Raw genomic sequence first — 22144 nt, 5'->3', positions numbered from 1 at the left:
TTATAATGGTGTTCTAAAAATTAGGTTGCCCCGGTTTTTCTTTTGAACGTTCCTTATCCCGTAATTTTTAGAACACCCCTATATTCTAAAGCCGCTTCTCCCCTTCAATGAATACTGCTCAACTCAAAAAAATATTTCTGAAACCAACACTCGCACTCTGGCTGCTGGCAGCACTGGTTGTCATCGTCTCTTTGCTCGTGGCGTTTCTGCCCTCGTCCGACACCGAAATCCAGCGTCGCATTCCCCGACTGACTGCCCGCTCGTGCTATGCCCTGCCCGTCGGCGAGCATGACACTCTCTTCTTCTCCCTCCGCAACGACAGCCTGGCTTGTGCTTCCACACAATGTGCACCGGTGCTTTCCGACAGCATCCAAACCACCGGGGCGTGGGTATCCAACGAAGGACACGTGCTCACCTCCGACACGCTTGTCTTCGGGAACGCCCTACAACTCACCTCCGAAGAAACACGCCGTCGCTTAGAAGCACTGCTTCCACATCACCAAGAAAGGATTCAACGCACCAACCTCATTTGTGAGGAGTTGGACTATTATGCTCTGAAACACTCGGAAATTGACGAGGGCTTTGCACTCGTCATGGGCGTGAAGGACAGCATGGAACACCTTCGCGACGAACTCTTGCGAACGGATTCGCTGCTGCGCCTCGCACTGACGAAGTCCGAGTCTGCCACGCTGCGCTGTATCGCCCACGCCTCCGGCTTCACACCGGCTGAGGGGGACAGCGTGACGCACACCCTGACGACATTGCAACTGGTTGACGAAAGTCCGGAACACGTGCTGACGCTTCAAGCCGCGGATGCCCGGTTGCCGCACGGAGCCTCGCGCTTCTCGGTGTTCCGCTTCGGCGTCTATGCCTTCCGCGCCCGTATTTTTTCCTTTAATGACCCGGGTAATGATGCCACGCAAACCTTCCCTTCCGTCTTGGAAGACAGTCTCTGCGCAGAGAGCATTCATGAGGGAGCGCCCTACGTCAATCCGTCGGGGAATCTCTGCGGCTTACGAGTGAAAGGACGGCGCGTCACCTCCTACACGCTCGCTTCGGTCCTCGCCGACCGACATCTCTGGGTCATTTGGTGGCTGCGAAACCTCCGCGCTTTCGTGATGAATCTCTTTGATGCAGAAGAACCTGCCGTGCGAACGCTCCCTTCGCCAACAGCGGAGAGCAAGAGAAAGATATATGAAAACGGAGACGTCTTCTTCGGGCAAGTCTCTGCCGAAGGACTGCGTCAAGGCTACGGACGGCTCACGCGCGCCGACTCCACTGTCTATGTCGGACACTGGCAGGCAGACACCTTGGTTGAAGGGCGCGCCATGCTGGCTCAAGGAACCTACGTCGGCTCTTTCGCCAATACTTCTCTCGAGCCGGAGGGCGAGGGCGTGCTCCATCACACCACTGGTTTCTATGCCGGAGAATGGCAAGAGGGACGGAGACACGGCACAGGACTCGACTGCTCTCACGACCACGGCATCCGCGTCGGAACCTGGAACCGAGGCAGTTTCAAGGGCGAGCGGCTCATCTTCACCGAAGACCGCATCTACGGCATCGACATCTCGCGCCACCAGCATGAGTTCACGGAAGAGTATCGAGTGCGACGTCGCACATATAAACGCAAAGTCATCCGCCCCATCCACTGGGACGACCTCCGCATCGTCGGACTCGGCAAGGACAAGCGGGTGAAAGGAAACGTGAGCTATCCCGTCTCGTTTGTCTATATCAAAGCCACGGAGGGCACGAGCATCAAGAGTGACTATTATCTCGCAGACCTCGGAGAAGCACGCAAACGGAGCATCGCCGCCGGCGCCTATCATTTCTTCAGCATCAAAACGGGTGGACGCGAACAGGCGGGCTGGTTCCTCCGGCACGCGGCTCTCTCCCGCACCACTCTCCCACCCGTCCTGGACGTGGAACCCACGCCAACACAAATTGCAGCCATGGGAGGACGCGACAAACTCTTCCGCGAAATGCTCGCATGGATTGACACGGTGGAGAAAGCCTCCGGCAAGAAACCCATCCTCTACCTCAACCAGAGATTCATCAACGAACAACTACCCCACGCCCCGCAACGACTGAAGGACTGCGAAGTGTGGGTGGCACGCTACAGCGAGTTCAAACCCTACGTTCGACTCCTGCATTGGCAGCTCACGCCCTACGGTAAGGTGCGCGGCATCCACGGCGACGTTGATATCAACGTCTTCAACGGAAGCCGCTCACAATTTGAGGACTATGTGAGGAGGGAGAAATAAGAAATAAGAAAGGAGAAAGAAAGGAGAAAGGAGGAGGGAGAAAGGAGAAAGGAGGAAGCCTGACGAACGCAAAAGAAGAAAGGAAGGACGAAAGGAAGCAAAGAAGCACGCACGCCCACACTCTTCAAGGGTTTTAAGTAATATGAAAATAATAAGTTGCGTCAGATTTGAATGACATTTTCGAGGTCAGATTTTCACCCGAAGAAGGAGCATAGTCGTAGCTATGTGACTGATTAGGGAGGAAATATGGACCGAAAAGATTTTCAAAGATGATGCAGGTTATTTTTTGAGGATTACTAACTCCATCGGTGCGGCGCAGTTTCTACCCTTCTTGCAACTTACTACGTGTATGTAATCTGTTGCCCACGATTTCCAATTCTATCGCATCCTTCAACGCCTCTTTGAGTTTTTCCTCCTCCACAACATAGACTTTCATGGCGGTGGAGTTCGGATAGTCCCGGAAGAACTCGTGAAGGGCAAGATAGTATTGCGTGGAAGCCACGTCTGAGGCAGTCAAGACACGGCGGTTCCATTCCAACACGCGCTCCTCAATGCGCGGCAGTACCTTCACCCCCTTTTTCCCGTTGCGAAAAGTGACCACGCCCACAATGTGCCACGACAAACGACGGGACGAGAGTGAAGAAGAGCCATTGGACTTGTGAGAAATGGTGATGTGTCGGTTGAAGCGCGCGTTGATGGTGTCCATCATCGCTCGGAAATTAGGACCATGGGGCGTGGCATCACGGCGGTCACCGACTCGCAGCGAAAAATGAATCATTTCGTGCAGGATGGTGTCCTCCAATTCCTCTTGCGGAAGGTCAAAAGCGGTGGAGAAACGCAGCACATAGTTCCAATGCGTCCTGCCCATCCAGTCGCGTTTGCCCCTTGCCTCAAACTTTCCGACAAAGGTGCGAGCACGAGAAAGCATGAAACAAGGGGTGGGAAGTTTGCCTTCAAACACCAACTTGTTGAAGCGTTGAAAACTATCTCTGATGAATGGAAGCGTGAATTGCATGATTTACTACTATTGCCGGCTGAGATAGGGTCTATTTTGGAGGATTCCAAAAGTGCTCTCACGGTCTTTTGAAACTTACTTGACACCTATTGGCATATAGGCGTAGGCTGAAAGTATGTGCTTGTCCGCCGTGGCAACGTGTATTGCTGAGGCTTCGTCACTTTTTCCTTTGGACTCGTTACTTACCGCTCGGCGAACGGCAAACTTACCACTCGGCGAACGGTAAGTAACGAAGTGGCGGACAAGAGTAAAAAAGCGGCGGACAGGAGTAACAAAGCGGTGGACAAGAGTGAGCGTGCCACGATGTGTGTGCATGCCTTACCCCTGCGTGAGAGCAAAATCGTATTTCCCCGCTGTCACTTCACCAGGACCTTCTTCGTGGCAGAGCCGGAGGCGGCGGAGACATGGAGGAAATAGACACCGGCGGGCACACCTGCCACGCTGACTTCGCAGTCCTCGCCGCTGTGCAGGTTGGAGAACGCGATTTGTCTCACCACCTTTCCATCTGCGGAGAGCAGACGCACGGTGGCGTGTGACTCCTCGCCGTGGAAGAGGACGCGCCAAGCATCTTCTCCTTTGCTGAAGGTGAAGGGGATGGCATCGGAGACGACTTGCGAGACACCGCTCTGACGCTTCAGTTCGAGTGCCTTCTTCAGTCCGGCGTAGGCATCCACTTTTCCATAGCCCCAACGACTGTCCCAGCCTGTGTCGTCGCCCTCGCCGGTGAAGGTGTCACGGCGCGAGGTGGTGCGAATGATTTGCATGAGTTGTTCGTAGGTCATCTCGGGAAATGCCTCCAGCCAGAGGGCAATGACGCCCGTCACGACGGGGCATGACATGGAGGTTCCTGCCTCGGAGTCATAATAGAACAACCCGTTGGAGGTCTCCACCACGCCCGCCATCTTCGAAGAATCAAAACTGGTGGCAAGCTTGGACACGGAGGAAATGAGGAAAGAACCGGGCGCTGCCACCGCGGGCTTAGGCTCCGAACCGAGATAGGGACCGTAGTTGGAGAAATAGCAGATGTCGTTGAGGGGCAACAAAGTCGAATATCCTTTATAAGTATCGCCGCTGAGGTCTGTCCACGTGTTCCGGGTGGTGTAGGCAGCCACGGTCACGGCGCGGTCGATGCAGGCGCCGCCTTCGCAGACGAGATATTGGTTGTCTCCCTTGAGTTGCTTGCCGGTGAAGCCGCTGATGGCGGAGCTGAGGAACAAGGAATAGTAGTAGTCTGTGTCAATCCAGGCGTGGAACTCGTCGCCCACCTCACCCGAGATTTCGAGCAGATAGGTCACATTCCTACTGGTGGCGGAGGACGGGAGCGAGGCGCTCATCGCCGAGAAGACGTAGGGGAAATAGGATTCGTAGTAGAGCAACTGTCGGTTGTTGTAGCTCTGCACGGCGTCATAGAAGTCGAAGCGTCCCTTGCTCTCCATGGTGGCAATCTGCGCATCGGTGGCAACGTAGATTTTGCCGGAGTACCAAATCGCGGGGCGGATGCTCAGCGTGGAGGAGCCGTTGGTCTTGGCATTCCACACCTCGGTGGCTTGCCGTTTGTCGGAGCCGACATAATAGGCGACATAAACCTTCTCTCCCTTCGTGGTGAAGACGTGGTGTGCATGGGCAACGAATTCCGCCTCGTTGCCGGCAGCGGCGACCATGAAGCCTCCGTCTGTCACCATGGCATCCATGGCACGGTCAAAGACACTCATTCCGTCGTGCGCACCGAGGGCTGTGCCGAAGCTCATGTTGATGACCCAGGGCTGTCCCGCTGCCTCGGCGTAGGTCTTGATGGCTTTTGCCTGTCGGAGGATGGCTGCATCGGTGAGGTCGGAGGGAGCGATGATGACATCGGCGCCGGGCGCCATGCCTTTATAGGGGGAGGAACCGACCTGCTCTCCGGCGGCGATGCCGGTGACGTGGGTGGCGTGGGTCTCATTCTTGCGGTCACTGGCGCCGTAGGGTTTGGTCGCACTGACGGCGGTGGCAGTGGAGGTCACGTAGCCTTTCACACGGGAGGAGAAGGCGGGGTGAGCATACTCAAAGCCGGTGTCAATGACTCCCACCACGACGCCTTTTCCGGTGAACGCGGTTTCGAGGTCGGTGCCGGCGTGCACTTTGTCTGCTCCCACATCGGCACGGGCGTTGTCGTTCTTGAGTTTCATGCGGCGACCTGCCTCAGCATGGCGAACTTGGGGCAGTTCGGTCACCGCACCGATGGCTTTCCACTGCACGTTGGCGACGACGGTGCTTTCGTCAATGACGCAAGCATTACCGCCAAGTTCTTGGATTTGAGCGGCGAGTTGTCCCGCATCATCGGTTTGGAGAATCATCTCAACGGAGTCTGCGGTGACGGCGACGGACTTGCTCAGCGAGGAGTTAGCCTGGGCGGCGGAGGTTTGGAGCACACGGGTCAGACGCGGCCCAATCCTTCCGTCTTGTTTTTTCTGCACGGTCTGCGCGCTGAGCGAACAAACCAGCAGGAAGGAGAAAGAAACGAGAAGGTGTTTCATAAAGGGAAAAAATGAGAGGGTTAAAGACTTTGGTTTGCCCGCCGCTTATGCGACGGGAACGGGGGATTGGCGGGGGATTGCCCGAAGCCGATGGCAACGAAGCAGATTGGTTTTCATCACGCCCCGAAGAAGGAGCGTCAGAATGGTTGAGATGCAAGGCGCCGAGGGTGAGGGCGAAGGCAACGAAGCAGATTGACCATTATCACGCCCCTTCACCCCTTATGGGTCATTATATCCAACACACACCGGTCAGTCTCATTCATCGCATCAGCACCGATGCTGACGAGGTTGCGGATGCTGCGGTCCACGTCTTCGTCAATGATGCCTTCCACGCTGCTCACGCAGTTTCCCTGCATGGCGAGCATAGCGGAAAGTACTGCCGTGCTGACGCCGGAGGTGAGTTTCAACGCACAACTGGGCTTCGCACCGTCGCAAATCATGCCCGTGAGGTTGGCAATCATGTTCTTCACGGCGTAGGTCACCTGAAGATAATCCCCACCCATCAGGTAGGTGATGCCGCAACTGGAACCCGTGGAAGCCACGACACAACCGCAAAGGGCAGAGAGCGCACCGAGGTTTTGCTTGATGTAGATGGCGGTCAAGTGTGACAGCATCAAAGCGCGGGTCAGTTCTTCCTCTGTGTTGTGGTTCTCACGGGCAAAGACGCAGACGGGGTTCGTCGCACAGATGCCTTGGTTGCCGGAGCCGCTGTTGCTCATCACGGGAATCATCGCACCCGCCATTCTGGCGTCGCAGGCACAGGAGGTGGAGGAGAGGATATGGGAGAAGATGTTGTCGCCCATGATGCCGCGTCCGAGGGGGCGGGTGAGTGCCTTGCCAAGCGTGTGGCCATAGTTTCCACTCAGTGCCCGGCGGGAGGCTTCTTCGTTCATGCGCCCCGCTTCGAGAATGAAACTTATTTCCTCGAGGGGCATGGTCATGGCATAGTCCCACACTTTCTTCAGATTCAACGTCAGGGGCTCTTCGGCTGCATCGCCGGCAGCGTCTTCCGCACTGAACTCACCGCGGCGGTCAAGGAGTACCTTCCCGCGCTGCTCCATATATATATAATGTGTATGCTGGTGCGCAAGGACGGCGATGCCGCTGTACTCTCCGGCACTACACTCAGCCTCGACATAGAGTTTGTCGGGGGCATTTTCCTTTAGGGAGATGTGGATGCGCTGTGCCTCCACCAGTTTCTTGCCTGCCTCGACGTCTTGGGCAGTGCAGTCTGCCAGCACCTCAAGTTCTCGTTCGGACTTACCGATGAGTGCACCGAGGGCAATGGCGATGGGGAGACCCGTCATGCCCGTACCGGGAATGCCGACGCCCATGGCGTTTTTGAGGATATTGGCACTGAGACGTACGTCTATGCGCTCGGGCTCGCAGCCCAAGAGCTCACGGGCACGGGTGACAGCCAGTGCGACGCAAACGGGCTCGGTACAACCCACAGCGGGCACGACTTCACGATGCACCAGCGCCGTGATTTCTTTCTTTTCTTTTTCTGAAAGCATGGTATGGTCAACGGTCTATAGTCAACGGTCTATGGTCAACAGTCTATGGTCAACGGTCTATAGTCAATGGGCAACAGTCAATGGGCAACAGTCAACGGGCAACAGTCTATAGTCAACAGTCAACGGTCTATGGTCAACAGCCTATAGTCAACAGTCTATGGTCTATAGTCTATGGGCAACAGTCTATGGTCAACGGTCTATAGACAACTGTTTATGGTCAACAGTCTATAGTCAAGAAGGGACGGGGAGGGAACAAGAAGATGGGGGCTGTGGTTCTGAGAGGCAGGGACACGGGGGGCGCGATTCGTTCACTTGCTCTTTTTACCACCCAGCTTCTCAAGCCGATAAGCTCGCGGCGTGCAATGATGTAAACGGGAGAAGGCGAGGTAGAATGCTTGACGGGAGGCATAGCCGGCAAGTAAACCGATTTCCTCCAGCGACATTTCTTTGTACAATGCGGAGCTCAACATGTTGCAGGCATCGCGGACACGCAACTTGTTGATGAGCTGTGAATAGTTCCCGCCCGTGGCGAGTGCCACGGCACTGGAGATGTAGCGCGTGTTCGTGCCCAGTTCCTCTGCCATGAGTTTCGCAGTGCATTTCGGGTCACGATAGCGCCTCTCGCTCGTCAGCTTCTGCAACAGACGAACATAGATTTCATCCGCACGCTCCGTGCTGATGCGCTTCAAATAGGATGGTTGATTTTCTTTTTTTTGCATGGAAAAGATTGAGATTGGAACTTAGGCTCCAAAGTATCAAAATTGTTCTGAAAGAGGGGGAACATTACGTTGAACGCTCCTAATTCCGAATGTTTATTGCGCCCTTTAAGATGTATCAAAAAAGAACACAAACCCAACGGAGAAACCTTCCATCAGGTTCGTGTTCTCGGAGTTTTCAGGTTTTATTCGCCACGCTGAATGTAAGCCACGACGTCGCCTTTGCTGACTTGTGCGCCCTGCTTGGCGTTGATTTCCACGAGTTTGCCACCCATTGCTGCGGGCACTTCGAGGATTTGACCGTAGGTGTTTTCAATGTAGCAGAAGAAGTCTCCTTCTTTGTATTCTTTGCCGATGAACGGTTCGATGCTCTTGACGCATTCGCCGTCGCCGCCGATTTCCCAGAGGACGGTGCCGCTTTCGGGTGCCACGAGGGCATCAGCCTTGGCGTGTTTGAGTGCGGCAGCTTCTTCGAGGCTCATGCCGCTGGCTCCGGCTTTGTCTTTGGCAGCCTGGAGGTCTGCGAGGAAGCGCTTCTTGGCAGCGCCGCTCTTGTAGTCACGATACTGTGTTTCGTGCATGGCAAACTCAAAGAGTTCTTCGTCGTCTTCGCCACGTTCCCAACCGTTCTCTTCCATCTCCTTGATGAAGCGTTCGAGGTCGTCGGGATAGTAGCTCTGCGGATCTGCATCCGTGAACTCGAAACCTTTTTCCTTGGCAAGTTCTTTGATTTCGGGTGCTACCTCTCCGGGCAGACGTCCGCTCTTTCCGAGAATCATGCCCCAGATGGAGTTGTCCATCATCGTGTAGCGGGGCTTGTCCATGGACTCGGTGAGGAGGTTCATCAGCGCGATGTTCTTGACATACTGTGAGAACGGGGTGACGAGGGGAGGATAGCCCACGCGCGGCCAGACGTATGCAACTTCGTCGAAGAGTTTGACGAGCAGTTCGTCTTCGCTGAGTTCTGCCTCGCCCTTGGCAGTGCGGTTGTTGTTGATGGCGCCCATGACGCCGGTGAGGTCTGCCATCATGGAGCCCATCATGCCGCCGGGGAGTCCGCAGCCGAGGAGCAGGGAACTCATAAGTTTGTTGGCGGGGTTCATGAAATAGCCGAGGAAGTCGTCGATGAACTCTTGCGTCAGTTTGCGGGCTTCCATGTAGGCTTCCATGTTGATTTCGGGCACGTCGAAGCCGGCGTGTTTCAACATGGACTGCACGGAAATCACGTCGGGGTGAACCTTACCCCAGGAGAGGGGCTCGATGGCGGTGTCGATGACATCGGCGCCGTTGCGGCACACCTCGAGGATGCTTGCCATGGAGAGACCGGGACCGCTGTGACCGTGATATTCGATGATGACCTCGGGGTGTTTATCCTTGATCATCTTCGTCAACTTACCGAGCATCGCGGGCTGTCCGATGCCTGCCATGTCTTTGAGACAGATTTCGGGTGCACCGGCTTCGATGAGTTGGTCAGCGATGGCGGCATAGTATTCGGCAGTGTGAATCGGGGAGTTGGTGATGCAGAGCGTGGCTTGGGGCGTCATGCCTGCTTCGAGGGCGTACTTGATGGAAGGGATGATGTTTCTGACGTCGTTGAGTCCGCAGAAGATGCGGGTGATGTCAACGCCCTGTGCGTGCTTCACCTTGTACATCAACTTTCTGACGTCGGCGGGCACGGGGAACATGCGGAGCGCGTTGAGTCCGCGGTCGAGCATGTGGGTTTTGATGCCCACTTCGTTGAAGGGTTTTGTGAAGGCGCGCACTGCCTGGTTGGGGTTCTCGCCATATAGGAGGTTCACCTGTTCAAAAGCGCCACCGTTGGTTTCAACACGGGCGAAGCAGCCCATTTTGATGATGACGGGGGCGATGCGCTCCAACTGGTCTTTGCGCGGTTGGAATTTTCCGCTGCTCTGGAACATGTCGCGATAGAGCAGACTGAACTGGATTTTGCGTTTGGCTGTTGTCATATAATATAATAGGTAGGTTGTGAATGATTCTTCTCAGGAGTGTCCTGCAAAATCGATGGAGTTGATTCTTGATTGCTTAGAGATTTCCTTGCTCAACAAGCGGCAATCTGCGCAATGCGCTGCAAAAGTAATAATTTTTTACGTGCCGTGATGTTTTGAGCGCACAGAATCCGCAGAATGATTCAAAAGTCCCGTTTTTTCGTTCAAAAAGGGACTGAGCAGAGCGTCGGAAGGCGTGTGCTTTGGGGGGCTTATCATGTCAGCATCCACGGAAAAAAGAGGGGGCATTACCTTCTGTTTTTGTGCAACTTGCGACAAATAATGTCACATTTTGGCAAGAGTTCCTGTCAAAACCTGCAGTTTCGCAAAAATTTAACCGCTTTTTCGCAGAATATTTTGTGCCGTGACGAATGCGCTGCCTAATTTTGCACCAGATTTCGGGAGATTCATGCACAAAAATCTCCGATTCAACGATTTTTAGTAATATGAAAATAATCAGTTGCGTCAGATTTGAATGACATTTTCGAGGTCAGATTTTCACCCGAAGAAGGAGCATAGCCGTAGCTATGTGACTGATGAGGGAGGAAATATGAACCGAAAAGATTTTCAAAGATGATGCAGGTTATTTTTTGAGGATTACTTAATTCTTTTTCATTTGTCGCTGCCCCACGCTCGGCGCTCCTTGAGAAGCAAATATTCACTCTAAACTAATAGATATGAAAATCAACATTACAAAACGTTTTCTACTCTCGCTCTGCCTGATGACGCTGACACTCCTCTGCGGAGGAAACAAGGCGTGGGGACAAGCAGCAACAAGCACGCTTACATTCACCCAACAATGCCGCGGTTCCGGCACTGCGGACGATAGGGTTAAATGGACTGTAACATCTGATGCAGCGGAAAGCGATTATGACAAATCAAGAGGTATTCATTATGGTACAGGTAAAAAAGCTGTATCCTATCTTCGATTAAGCACTTCGGGGATTACCGGAGTAGTTCAAAAAATTGTTGTAAATGCATCAGGCGCATCTGGTACAAGTGCCAAATTGGATGTTACAGTAAATGGAAAGAGTTTTGGAAATCAAAAAACAATAACTAAAACTGCTACAGATTACACATTTGAAGGTACTGAATCGGGAGAGATTATTGTAAAGTTGTCACAAACTTCTGCAACAATTGCATTGTACGTAAAAAGCATCTCTGTAACTTATCAAAAAGCCACCACTCCCACTCTTGAGTACACTGTGAGTTGGAAGGTGAATGATGCAGACTACACAGAAGGAGCACCGACTACTAAAGTTGCAGACGGAAGTGCTGTAACGACTCTCCCCACCGCTCCTTTTGACATTGCCGGAAGGACCTTTGTGGGATGGACCGATGCAGAAATTGCAACTTCTTCTGCCACCGCTCCCTCCACCCTCTTCACCAAAGCTGCCAACGCACCTACCGTGACCGGCAACGTAACTTACTATGCAGTCTTTGCTTCTGCAAGCGGAACTGGTGAATCAAGTGAGGAACTCACCGAAGAGGATATTGTTAAGTTGGGAAAGTTGACTTATGGTACAGAAAAGACCTACTCCGGAACAAATTTAAAATATTCCATTAATGGAAATAAAGATCAAGCTGGACGTCCTTGGATTCAACTAAGAAATGATAAAGGTACTTACATTAAGATTACTGCACCGAGCAACATTACCAAAATGGACTTGAAGATTTCAGGCGCAAATAATGATGCAGGTGGTATAGAAGATATCAGCAAACACGATGCTTTCTCCAAAACAGACAAAGTAGGACTTGTTACGGAAGATTGTTATTTTACAACTTCTTCTAAAAACATCGGCTCCATCTTAGGTGACGAAATCGTTAACAACCTTGTTACGATTGAAACGACAAGTGCATCAAAAGTAGTTTACCTCAAGGTTTCCAAAGGCGCACGTATCTGGGGCATCACCACCTATTTCTCCGACCTTACTTACTCAAACTACGCCACCACAGTTCCTCTCAGCTTCTCCTTCTCCGACACCGATGACTTGACTGAATATCTCCCCGCCTCTAATCTTGCTGACCAGACCATCACTTTGGATCGCAAGGTTTATTCCGGTTGGAACACGTTCTGCGTACCCTTCGCACTGACTCAGACGCAGTTGGAAGAGGCTTACGGTAGCGGTGCCGTGGCTAAGTATCTCTCCAACGTGACCACCAACGCTGGAGATGCCACCCTCCACTTTACTCCCGAAGAAAAAGGTGGCATCGAAGCCAACAAGGCATACCTGCTCTATCTGACCGCTGACGTGACGAAGCCTAAAACCTTCAGCGGCGTGACGCTCGAACCTGCCGGAACTTGCACCACCACCGTCACCGCCGCAGACGGCGGCGACTACACCTTCCAAGGCATCCTCACTCCGACCGCACTAGAAACAAACGATAGGCAATATTTCCTCAACAGCACCGGCACCTACTTCGTGCTACCTCTCGACAACACCAGTCAGTTGAAAGCCACCCGCGCCTACATCATCGTCCCCACACCCGCAGGTTCCGCACAGGGTCGCCAGTACAGCTTCGACTTCAACGGCACCACCACCGCCATCGACAACGTGAACGTCAGCGGCATGGAAGACGGAACATGGTACACCATCAGCGGCATCCGCATCAATCGCCCCGCTGCCAAAGGCGTCTATATCCACAACGGACGCAAAGTCATCGTGAAATGAGCAAACAACAGAACTTAAACACCATAAAAACAATGAAAAGATATATCAAACCTGCATCAGAACTGATTGACCTCGAAATGGGCGTGATGATTGCCGCTTCCGACACCACCACTCCGGTATTGAACAACACGGAAGGTAATAAAGAAGACGCGAGTGTTGCTCGCTCTCCCATCTGGCGTCACATGGAGAACGGCGGAAACTAACCTTTGTTCTGATTGACACACCCTAACACACACATACCAAAAGTGTGGGCTGCGCAATCCGTAGTCCACACTTTCTTTTTCATTGCTGTCCGGTAAGTAATATGAAAATAATAAGTTGCGTCAGATTTGAATGACATTTTCGAGGTCAGATTTTCACCCGAAGAAGGAGCATAGCCGTAACTAGGTGACTGATGAGGGAGGAAATATGGACCGAAAAGATTTTCAAAGATGATGCAGGTTATTTTATGAGAATTACAAAATGTCTTTGGAAGTTATTGCGGTCCGCTAAGTAATATGAAAATAATAAGTTGCGTCAGATTTGAATGACATTTTCGAGGTCAGATTTTCACCCGAAGAAGGAGCATAGTCGTAGCTATGTGACTGATGAGGGAGGAAATATGGACCGAAAAGATTTTCAAAGATGATGCAGGTTATTTTTTGAGGATTACTAAAGCGCGGCATTCACTTCAATGCCTCGCTGTTCACAATGCCGTGGGTGACGGCATAGAGCGTCAGGGTGGCGACGCTGCGCGTGCCGAGTTTCATGGTGAGGTTCTTGCGGTGCGTGATAACGGTGGCAAGGCTGATGCCGAGGCGGTCGGCAATGACTTTGTTGATGTTCCCCATGACCACTTCACGCAAGACGTCCTTCTCACGCGGCGTCAAGCGCGGCATCTCCTTCCCCTCTCTCTCTGCACCTCGGGCAATCTTCACCGCCTCCGGCTCCTTTCCCGATGCCGAGTGGGAGGTGTGGGCGAGGCGTACAATACTTCTGACAAGTTCTTCCTGCCCCTGATGTACGTCAAGCTGATGGAAACCTTCCGGGAGATGGGACGTTTCCTCGCCGCGAACAAGCACAATCGTGCGATGACGATGGGAAAGGAAAAAGGCGGCGGCAGAAAGCAACAGGTCGGAGGAGACGAAGAAATGATAGAAACGCTCGGGATGACGCTCCGCCAACAATTCGCGGGTGGAAGAAAAGAGGCTGAGCTCCGCTGCGGGCATCATCTTCTCAATGATGCTTTTGAGACCGATGGCAGACAAGGTGTCGGACTGCACCAACGCGATGGCGGGACGAATGCGAGGTCTCGCCGCGGAAGCGTCGCTGTCGTTAGGATGCGTCATGGAGTCAGTTGATTACGAGTTGGGGGAAATAGGTTCGCAGAATCTGACCGGCACGCTCCAATTGCTCCGGCGTGTTCTCCTTCACGTCCTTGAGCTTATAGTCCCACCCGAGTGCTTCATATTTATGTACGCCGAGACGATGATAGGGCAGTAGTTCGACGCGCTCGATTTGCTTGTAGTCCTTGAAGTGCTGACCGAGGGCGTGGAGGTCTTCTTCAAAATCGCTGAGACCAGGCACGAGGACGTAGCGGAGGCGGAAGGGGCGTTCGTTCTCTTCCAACCACTGCGCCGTTTTCAGCGTCTGCGTGTTGGGGCGCTCCGTGATGAACTGATGGCGTTCGGGATTGATTTCCTTGACGTCGAGGAGCACAAGGTCGGTCAGGCGGAAGAGTTCTTCGACATGACGGTTCCATATTCCTCCGTTACTGTCCACACAGATGTGAATGCCGGCTTCCTTCAGGCGTTTGAACAGTGGCACGAGGGCTTCTGCCTGCACCGTCGGCTCGCCGCCGCTGAAGGTGATGCCGCCACGCTTTCCGAAGAACGGCTTCATGGAGACAGCCTGTTCCACGATGTAGTCGGGATTCGTGAGTTTGCTTTCGCCGACGGCATCGATGGTGTCGGGATTGGCGCAGTATTGGCAACGGAAGGGACAACCTTGGAGGAAGACGACATAACGAAGTCCGGGACCGTCAAAAGTACCCATGGACTCATAGGAGTGAACGCGAATTTCGGGATTCATGACCTGAGGATTTTTCGTGGGAGGAACGCAAAAATGCGCTCCCGGTGGTTTAGGAGAAGCAAATATAAGACTATTTTCACAGATGTAAGGTTCATTTCATCTTTTTGTTCTTTCGTTCCACGAGGCAGCTCACGGGCTGAAAGCAAAACGGCGGAGGTGGAAGTTGATTGGAAAGGCTCACAAAAACAGGAATCAACGACTTTTGGGGGAACATCAAGGTGCAGGAAAGGTTTCATGAAAGGGACATTAGTTCACGGATTGATTTAATTTTTGGGGCACGAATGCAACGAAAGATTGTTTGAACACGAATCACGCGAAATGAACGAATGGGGTAAATGGGACGAATGGGGTAAATGGGACAAACATCAGAAGCGGGATAGACAGAAAACAAACTTGCGTCTGAAGCGGTGCATGGTGTCTGAACCACATCAAGGTGGAGTGCGCCTTCAGCGCGGCGGCTCCCGCCGCCATCTTCGCGGGCATACAACCCTCTAGGCTGATACTAAGGGAGTTGCCACTATCCGGGGGCGTTGCCCCCGATTACTCGCAGTACAGCCTTCCAGGCTGGATAGTCTTGCTGGCCCCCGGGCTATGCGCTCGTTGTGCTTTCAGCCCGTTTGCGGCTCCCGACGCCATCTTCGCGGGCGTACAGCCCTCCAGGCTGACACTGAGGGGTGGCACGCTGTCCGGGGGCGTTGCCCCCGGTTACTCACAGTACAGCCTTCCAGGCTGGATAGTCTTGCTATGCCCCGGGCTATGCGCTCGTTGTGCTTTCAGCCCGTTTGCGACTCCCGCCGCCATCTTCGCGGGCGTACAGCCCTCCAGGCTGACACTGAGGGGTGGCACGCTGTCCGGGGGCGTTGCCCCCGGTTACTCACAGTACAGCCTTCCAGGCTATAATCCTCCCTCCGTCTCTTCCTCTCTTTGACTCTTCCTCTCTCTGTCTCTTTGACTCTTTGTCTCTTTGACTCTTTGTCTCTTTGTCTCTTCCTCTCTTTGACTCTTCCTCTCTTTGACTTTTAGTCTCTTAGTCTCTTCTCCCTTTATCACCTGTGCAGCAAAAGTATCTTAGCCTGGAAGGCTATACCGTGAGTAACCCCGGGCAACGCCCGGGGATAGCAGGTGGCGAGAGTGAAATAGCCTGGAGGGCTATACGCCCGCGAAGATGGCGGCGCGAGCCGCACTTGCTGCCATTGTCACCTGTGCAGCAAAAGTATCTAAGCCAAGAAGGCTATACTGTGAGTAAGTCGGCGTGTCGTAATGGCCAATCTGCTGCGTTGCTATCGGATTCGGGCTTGGTCATGTACTTCAGTACACTCCCTGCGCCCTCATCCTCAGTGCCTTGCATCTTGACCATTCTGACACTCCTTAACCCTCGGGCTGCAGCCCGGGGATAGTAGGAGGCAAGGAAAGATTAGCCTGGAAGGCTATACGCCCGCGAAGATGGCGGTGGAGCCGCAGCGTCACTCCCGTGCTCCGACCCGTCACTCTTTCCCGCCGACTCGTCACTCTTTCCCGCCGCTTCGTCACTCCTGCGCGCCGATTCGTTACTTACCGCCCGAGGGACGGCATGTTTACCGCCCGAGGGGCGGCATGTTTACCGCCCGTGGGACGGTAAGTTTACCGCCCGTGGGGCGGTAAGTAACGAGTTCTAAGGAAAGAGTGACGAAGACTAAGAAGAAAACGTGGCTGTCTGCTAAAATTTTTACGGCATCAAGTCACTTCTGCGCGCCGCCTCGTCACTCTTTCCCGCCGTCTCGTCACTCCTTCCCGCCGATTTGTTACTTACCGTTCGACGAGTGGTAAGTTTACCGCTCGCCGAGTGGTAAGTTTACCGTTCGACGAGTGGTAAGTTTACCGTTCGACGAGCGGTAAGTGACGCGCCCTAAGGAAAGCGTGACAAAGCCTAAGAAGAAAACGTGGCTGTCTGCTAAAATTTTTACGGCATCAAGTCACTTCTGCGCGCCGCCTCGTCACTCTTTCCCGCCGACCCGTCACTCTTTCCCGCCGACCCGTCACTTGCCGCCGTGCCGCGGCATGTTTACCACCGTGCCGCGGTAAGTGACGAAGTGCGCACGCAGGAGTGACGAAGTGCGCACACAGGAGTGACGAGATGCTCACACAGGAGTGACGAAGCCCAAGGGAAAAGTCACGCCATGCCTTCTGCGAACATACTGTTTTGAGGAAAATTGTATTTGGAAAAAAGAGAGGGAATTTCTGCCGCACTAAATTCTTGTGGTGCGCCAGGTGCCGCGACGAAGATAGAGGGCGCAAAGGGTGAAAGCCATGAAATGATAGATATGCTCACTCGCCCACCCCCACGACAAAGAGAGGCGGCATTGGAAAAGCGCAACGGCAATGTAGATGCAATAGATAAAAAGTGAGAGGAACTCAATCTGCAACGAGCGCTTGGTGTTGCCGGTACCGCTGACGGTGTGAAAAAGAATCTGCCCCGGGATGGTGAAAACGTAGGAGGAGAGCATGACATAGAGCGCCGGTCTTCCGACCTCCAAAAGCGTCACATTGTCTGTGAAGATGCCCATGAAAAGTTCGGGGAAGAGGGCTTCGACGAGCAGGAAGGGGACAAGAATGAGAAAAGTCAGACGAATGATTTTCCGAATCAGAGGAAAGACTTCATCCACTCTCCCCTGCCCCATCAGATTACTGACCAGCGTGCCGGAAGTGGTCGCAAAAGCGATGACGGTCATGAAGGAAATGGAAGAAAGGTTGCGAATGACGTTGGTGGCAGCAAGGTCCTGTTCGCCAAGATGCTCCACGGCAAGAAAGAAGAAGAACCAAGTGGCAAGCGAGAGGAAGTTCTGAAGCATCGTCCAGATGCTGATGTTCAAGAGTTTGCGCAACACAGAAAAACGAAAGTGGGGGAGACGGTTCAGACCGTAGCGTGCGCAATCCACTTTCGTGAAGGTGTGGACGATGAAGAAAAGCAAGGAGACGAGAGCCGCCAAGGTGCTACCGATGGCGGCGCCGGAGATGCCAAGAGCGGGGCAGCCGAGGTGGCCGAAGATAAGGCAATAGTTGAGAAAGATGTTGGAAACCACGAGAATGACGGAGTTGAGCGTCAGGACACGGGTTTTCGTGGTGGCGACATAGAACGCACGAAACATGGCACAGCCAAAAGCAAAGAAGATTCCGCAGATTCGCCAGTTCAGATAGTCGTTCGTGGCTTCAAAGACACGCGGCGAGTTGATGATTTGGTGCAGAAGCAGCGGTGCAAACTGCTGCGTGAGAATGAAAAGCACCAACGCAAGCACAAAAAGGAAGACCAGACTGTGGTAGAAAATGCTGCCGATGCGTAAATATTTTCCCTCGCCGTTGCGACGCGCCATCAAGATTTGCGCACCGATGCTGAAACCGAGACCGAGCATAAAGACGGTGACGTAGAAGATGCCCCCCAAGGCGGAGGCTCCGAGTTCAATCTCACCGACTCTTCCGAGGAAGGCGGTGTCGGTCATGCCGATGAGTTGCTCCATGAGGGTGCTCAGAAGAATCGGATAGGCGATGGTCCAGATTTGCGAGTATTTGTAGGTGGTCGTCATGATGCGGCAAGAGAAATGGAGGAACGAAAAAGGCAAGAAGCGAGCGGCGAGAGAAATGGGGGAACGAAAAAGGCAAGAAGCGAGCGGCGAGAGAAACGGGGGAACGAAGAAGGCAAAAAACGAGCGGCGAGAGAAATGGAAGAAAGAAAAAGGCAAAAAGCGAGCGGCGAGAGAAGAAAAGGTCTCTTCTTCATCGCCGCTCGTGAAGGTTTTGAGTGGGGCTGTGCCCCATTTTAGTAATTAACTAAAGAATGCTCATTTTTTCTTTCCGGGGCAGCAAGCCTTGCAAGAAGCAGCGCGCACGGCAGCGACGGCTTTGTCATAAGCTTTCTTGGCTTTAGCCTTTGCCTTGTCGTCAGCGGCATTCTTATAGGCATCGTAGAGGTCCCAAACTTTGTTTTTGGCAACAGCTTCTTTCTGAGCGGCAGTGTAGGCTTTTGCTTTGTCTTCCACAGCTTTTTCTTCTTCTGCGGGAGCATAAGCGTGCTTGAAGCCTTTCACATCCTGCCAGTGACCACGGGTGAAGTCGGGGAATTCAACGGCAGCGCAGTTGTGGTCCATGGAGAGAGAGCCGAGTTCAGCGAGGCAGCACCATTCAGCGAGGTCGTAAACGTCCATATCGAGGGGCAGACCGTTCTGGAGGCAGTAAACCATGCGGGCATCCATCATGTAGTCCATACCGCCGTGTCCCATTTCGCGACCGACTTCACCGTACTTCTTGATGATGGGGTGCTCATATTTCTTCATGAGAGCCTGGTATTCAGCATCGGGAAGGAAGCCGTGGCTGGAGAGGTTGTCCACCTGCGGTTCTACGCCGCTTGCAGTGAGCTGGCTCTTGTCGAGTGCAATGGCTTCGCTGGGATATTTGGTGGCATAACCCTTCGTACCGGTGAGCTTGAAGAGACGGTTATAGGGCTGGGGATTCATGACGTTGTGCTGGATTTCCACGACCTTACCGTCCGCAGTGCGCATGAGGGTGGTGGTGTGGTCACCGTTGCGGAAGTCGTTGCAGGGTTTGCCGGTTTTCTTTTCGACATATTCCTTTCCGTGAACAGACTTGGTGTCCATGGCAACGAGGGTGGTGAAGCGGTCACCGCGGTGAATGTTAAGGCACTGAGCGACGGGACCGAGACCGTGAGTGGCATAGACGTCACCACGATTCTCCTTGTTGTACTTCATGCGCCAGCCAAGTTTCTCGGGGTCGTTAGAGGGGTTCTTCCAGTACCAATCCCAGAAGTCGTCGAGGTTGTGGATGTAGGCACCTTCTGCACGGAGAACCTCACCGAAGACGCCTGCCTGTGTCATGGCGAGGGCGTTGAGTTCGTAGTAGTCGTAGCAGCAGTTTTCAAGAATCATGCAGTGCTTGCGAGTCTTCTCAGAGAGGTCGATGAGCTGCCAGCACTGGTCAAGGTTCATGGCGGAGGGCACTTCGATGGCAGTGTGCTTGCCATTCTCGAGGGCGCACTTAGCCACGGGGAAGTGGTGATCCCAGTCGGTAGCGACATAGACGAGGTCGATGTCGGGACGCTTGCAGAGTTCCACGTAACCGTTCTCGCCGGAGTAGATGTCTGCGGGTTTCAGCCCGGCGTTGCGGAGCATTTTCTGGCATCCTTCTGCACGTGCGGCTTCATAGTCGCAGAGAGCCACGATTTCCACACCGGGAATGTGGCAGAAACGATTGACAGCACCGGGACCACGCATGCCGAGACCCACGAATGCCACGCGAACGGTTTGAATCTTCGGAGCGGTCAGATTGAGGACATGAGTTTGACCGGGAGCACGCTCGGGGCTATCGACGACAATTGTACCCTCGTTCCAATGCCACTTCGTGTTAGGTGACAAAGACTGTGCACTAACTGACTGAAATCCTAAGCCCATGGCTAAGGACAGAGCAAGTGCAAAATGCTTAATCATTTTCATAATACTGATGTTGATGTTTATAGGTTAAAAGGTTGTTCATACGGGACAGGAACGTTCCGAAGCGAACAAAACTCAGCAAAAAAGAGCGCGCTTGGTTCGGAACTTCCTCGTTTGTCTGCAAAAGTAATCAAATTATCCTTTCCGAGCCTTTTTTTGCAACAAAAAATCCCGAACACGCAAAACACGTGGTTCGAGATTATTATAGAGGTGTTCTAAAACATGAAAAAAAGGAATGTTCTAAAAAAGTGGATGATTTTTTAGAACACTCCTATAAAAAGTTTCTGCGCGGAGATTTACTTCCGCATGTACTTCAGTTTACTGAGCCATTTGCTTGAGGTAAGTTTCTGCGTTCTTCACGAAGTCATCATCAGGACGGATGGACTTGGCGATTTCGCAAATCTTCTTGGCGTCTTCGATGTCGGCAGGCTCGATGGACACATCGTAGAAGAAGATGTAGCGGCATGCCTCAAAGCGATAGTTTTCAAACTTCTCTTTGTTGGGTTCGGAAACTTCCAGCACTTTCTTGTAGAGGTCGCGCACTTCAACGAGCGGTTTACTGCTGTCCACGTTGCTCAGACGAGCGAGGAAGATGTATGCCTGCACATAGTCGGGCTTCTTCTCAATGACTTCTCTGAAGATTTCTCCGGCTTTCTGGTAATATTCAGCCTTCTCTGCTTCAGGGGTGTCTTCTTGCTGATAAGCTGCCATATACTTCGTGGCGAGGAGGAAACGGTCGGAGAGGTCAGCCTTGTCGCCGAGTTTCTCGAGATAGGTGTTGAAAGTTTTGATGCCGAGCGCAGCTTGCTTGTTGCGAGCATAGAGCGCGGAGAGTTCTTTGTAGCCGGAAAGTTTGCTGCTGTCTTTTGCCAACGCTTTTTCGTAGAAACTGATGGCAGCGGGAATGTTACCTTTTTCTTTTTCCAGAACAGCCGCATATTCGTAGTCAAGATAGAGATAGAGGCTGTCGGCGAACTCATTGTTATAGATATAAGCGGCAGCATCGGTAGCAGCTTTGACTGCTCCGTCGTAGTCGAGCGCTTCGCCCATTTTGTTCACCTTGGCGAAGAAGTCCATGCGAAGGAGCACCATGTCTTTCGGAGCCAAAGGCAGGACTTCCTTGGACACTTCCAGCATTCTGTCAAAGTTTGCCTGAGAATAGAGGGACTGGAGGAAGTTTTCGCAGGAGCGAATGTCAAGGTTGATGGTGTCTTTGGGAACTGCCTTGTAGTAGTTCTCATAGTAGCCTACGGCATCCTTGTACTTGTCAAGTTTGTAGTGAATGTCACCGAGGTCTTTGTCAGCCTTGAAATAAGTGGGATCCAACTCCTTGATTTTCTGCAAAGCGTCGATGGCGACGTGGGGGTTCACGTTTTTATAAACGAAAGCGTTGCGCTTGAGTGCTTCCACGTTGTTGGGGTCGTAGGCGAGCACGGCGTCAAACATCTGACCGGCGTTACCCCAGTCTTGCATCTTCATGCGAACCTCACCGCAGTACATGAGCACATTGATGTCCTCGGGTGCTTTTTCATAAAGCATCTTGGAATACATCATGGCACCTTGAATGTAGTTCTGTTCCAAGAAGTAGGTACCAACGGAGAGCAAGTCGTCGGTGCTCTTTCCGACTTTTTTGGTCAGTTTAGTGTAAGCTTTTTCTGCAGCATCGGGGTCTTCCATGGCAAATTTCACCACGTTGTCAGCCATTGCCTGATACTCCGGATTAATCGGATTGCATTCGTAGGTTCTCTTTTGTGCGAAAGAATCATTCGCACTGAACAAGAGCAAGCCTGAAAAGGCGAGGATGTGGAAAAGTTTCATCTTTATTTATGATTATGATTGATTTCGAAATGAAACGAAGATTGGTCTTTTTGGAGCATTGGATTGAAAAACTCCTTGCAAAGAC

At 52.8% G+C, this 22144-nt stretch carries 15 protein-coding genes; 4 read left to right on the top strand and 11 right to left on the bottom strand.

Translation table 11 applies throughout. The features are described from left to right. Window positions 1-107 precede the first annotated feature (107 nt). The gene (locus I6E40_RS00975; RefSeq protein ID WP_235384980.1) at window positions 108-2261 is read left to right on the top strand and encodes a GH25 family lysozyme; all 2154 of its coding nucleotides are present in this window, start codon (window positions 108-110) and stop codon (window positions 2259-2261) included. 322 nt (window positions 2262-2583) lie between these two features. Here the strand turns inward: I6E40_RS00975 and I6E40_RS00970 are convergent, their stop codons facing one another. From I6E40_RS00970 to I6E40_RS00945, 6 genes are all read right to left on the bottom strand, one after another. Then, window positions 2584-3276 carry a SprT-like domain-containing protein gene (locus tag I6E40_RS00970; RefSeq protein WP_235384979.1) on the bottom strand — a complete coding sequence of 231 codons (693 nt, stop codon included), beginning with the start codon at window positions 3274-3276 and terminating at the stop codon, window positions 2584-2586. 75 nt (window positions 3277-3351) lie between these two features. After that, complete coding sequence (locus I6E40_RS00965) at window positions 3352-3591, bottom strand: hypothetical protein (protein WP_235384978.1); 240 nt, start codon at window positions 3589-3591, stop codon at window positions 3352-3354. 41 nt (window positions 3592-3632) lie between these two features. Further along, entirely contained in the window at window positions 3633-5789 is a 2157-nt protein-coding gene (locus I6E40_RS00960) for a S8 family peptidase (protein WP_235384977.1), read from the bottom strand. Window positions 5790-6001: 212 nt separating this feature from the next. Continuing rightward, window positions 6002-7303, bottom strand: a complete 1302-nt coding sequence (locus tag I6E40_RS00955) for a serine dehydratase subunit alpha family protein (protein WP_235384976.1) — start codon at window positions 7301-7303, stop codon at window positions 6002-6004. A gap of 308 nt (window positions 7304-7611) precedes the next feature. Further along, window positions 7612-8022: a helix-turn-helix domain-containing protein gene (locus I6E40_RS00950; RefSeq protein ID WP_235384975.1), complete on the bottom strand. Its 411-nt coding sequence runs from the start codon at window positions 8020-8022 to the stop codon at window positions 7612-7614. 182 nt (window positions 8023-8204) lie between these two features. Continuing rightward, window positions 8205-9986 carry an oxaloacetate decarboxylase gene (locus I6E40_RS00945; RefSeq protein WP_235384974.1) on the bottom strand — a complete coding sequence of 594 codons (1782 nt, stop codon included), beginning with the start codon at window positions 9984-9986 and terminating at the stop codon, window positions 8205-8207. Between the two features lie 1181 nt (window positions 9987-11167). On the opposite strand from I6E40_RS00945, the gene I6E40_RS00940 reads away from it, so the two are divergent. Together I6E40_RS00940 and I6E40_RS00935 are read left to right on the top strand one after the other, a co-directional pair. After that, a complete protein-coding gene (locus I6E40_RS00940) occupies window positions 11168-12697 on the top strand; it encodes a hypothetical protein (protein WP_235384973.1) in 1530 nt (509 codons plus the stop codon). Between the two features lie 32 nt (window positions 12698-12729). Further along, window positions 12730-12900, top strand: a complete 171-nt coding sequence (locus tag I6E40_RS00935) for a hypothetical protein (RefSeq protein WP_235384972.1) — start codon at window positions 12730-12732, stop codon at window positions 12898-12900. 462 nt (window positions 12901-13362) lie between these two features. On the opposite strand, the gene I6E40_RS00930 is transcribed toward I6E40_RS00935, so the two are convergent. From I6E40_RS00930 to I6E40_RS00920, 3 genes are all read right to left on the bottom strand, one after another. Beyond that, window positions 13363-14025 carry a helix-turn-helix transcriptional regulator gene (locus I6E40_RS00930; RefSeq protein ID WP_235384971.1) on the bottom strand — a complete coding sequence of 221 codons (663 nt, stop codon included), beginning with the start codon at window positions 14023-14025 and terminating at the stop codon, window positions 13363-13365. A 4-nt stretch (window positions 14026-14029) separates the two neighbouring features. Next, the gene (gene pflA / locus I6E40_RS00925; RefSeq protein ID WP_235384970.1) at window positions 14030-14767 is read right to left on the bottom strand and encodes a pyruvate formate-lyase-activating protein; all 738 of its coding nucleotides are present in this window, start codon (window positions 14765-14767) and stop codon (window positions 14030-14032) included. Between the two features lie 2225 nt (window positions 14768-16992). Continuing rightward, window positions 16993-18324 (bottom strand): MATE family efflux transporter, encoded by a 1332-nt coding sequence (locus tag I6E40_RS00920; protein ID WP_235384969.1) that lies wholly within the window; start codon window positions 18322-18324, stop codon window positions 16993-16995. Between the two features lie 15 nt (window positions 18325-18339). Here I6E40_RS00920 and I6E40_RS00915 point away from each other — a divergent pair, with 15 nt between their 5' ends. Further along, complete coding sequence (locus I6E40_RS00915) at window positions 18340-18561, top strand: hypothetical protein (protein WP_235384968.1); 222 nt, start codon at window positions 18340-18342, stop codon at window positions 18559-18561. An 18-nt stretch (window positions 18562-18579) separates the two neighbouring features. Here I6E40_RS00915 and I6E40_RS00910 read toward each other — a convergent pair whose 3' ends face one another. Both I6E40_RS00910 and I6E40_RS00905 read right to left on the bottom strand, forming a co-directional pair. Beyond that, window positions 18580-20244 carry a Gfo/Idh/MocA family protein gene (locus I6E40_RS00910; protein ID WP_235384967.1) on the bottom strand — a complete coding sequence of 555 codons (1665 nt, stop codon included), beginning with the start codon at window positions 20242-20244 and terminating at the stop codon, window positions 18580-18582. Between the two features lie 315 nt (window positions 20245-20559). Next, complete coding sequence (locus I6E40_RS00905; RefSeq protein ID WP_235384966.1) at window positions 20560-22059, bottom strand: tetratricopeptide repeat protein; 1500 nt, start codon at window positions 22057-22059, stop codon at window positions 20560-20562. Window positions 22060-22144: the final 85 nt, after the last annotated feature.

Origin of the sequence: Prevotellamassilia timonensis, assembly GCF_021531665.1 — a bacterium.
Classification (GTDB): Bacteria; Bacteroidota; Bacteroidia; order Bacteroidales; family Bacteroidaceae; genus Alloprevotella.
Note: the sequence above shows the minus strand (reverse complement) of the source record. Positions and strands in the feature narration are given on the sequence as shown.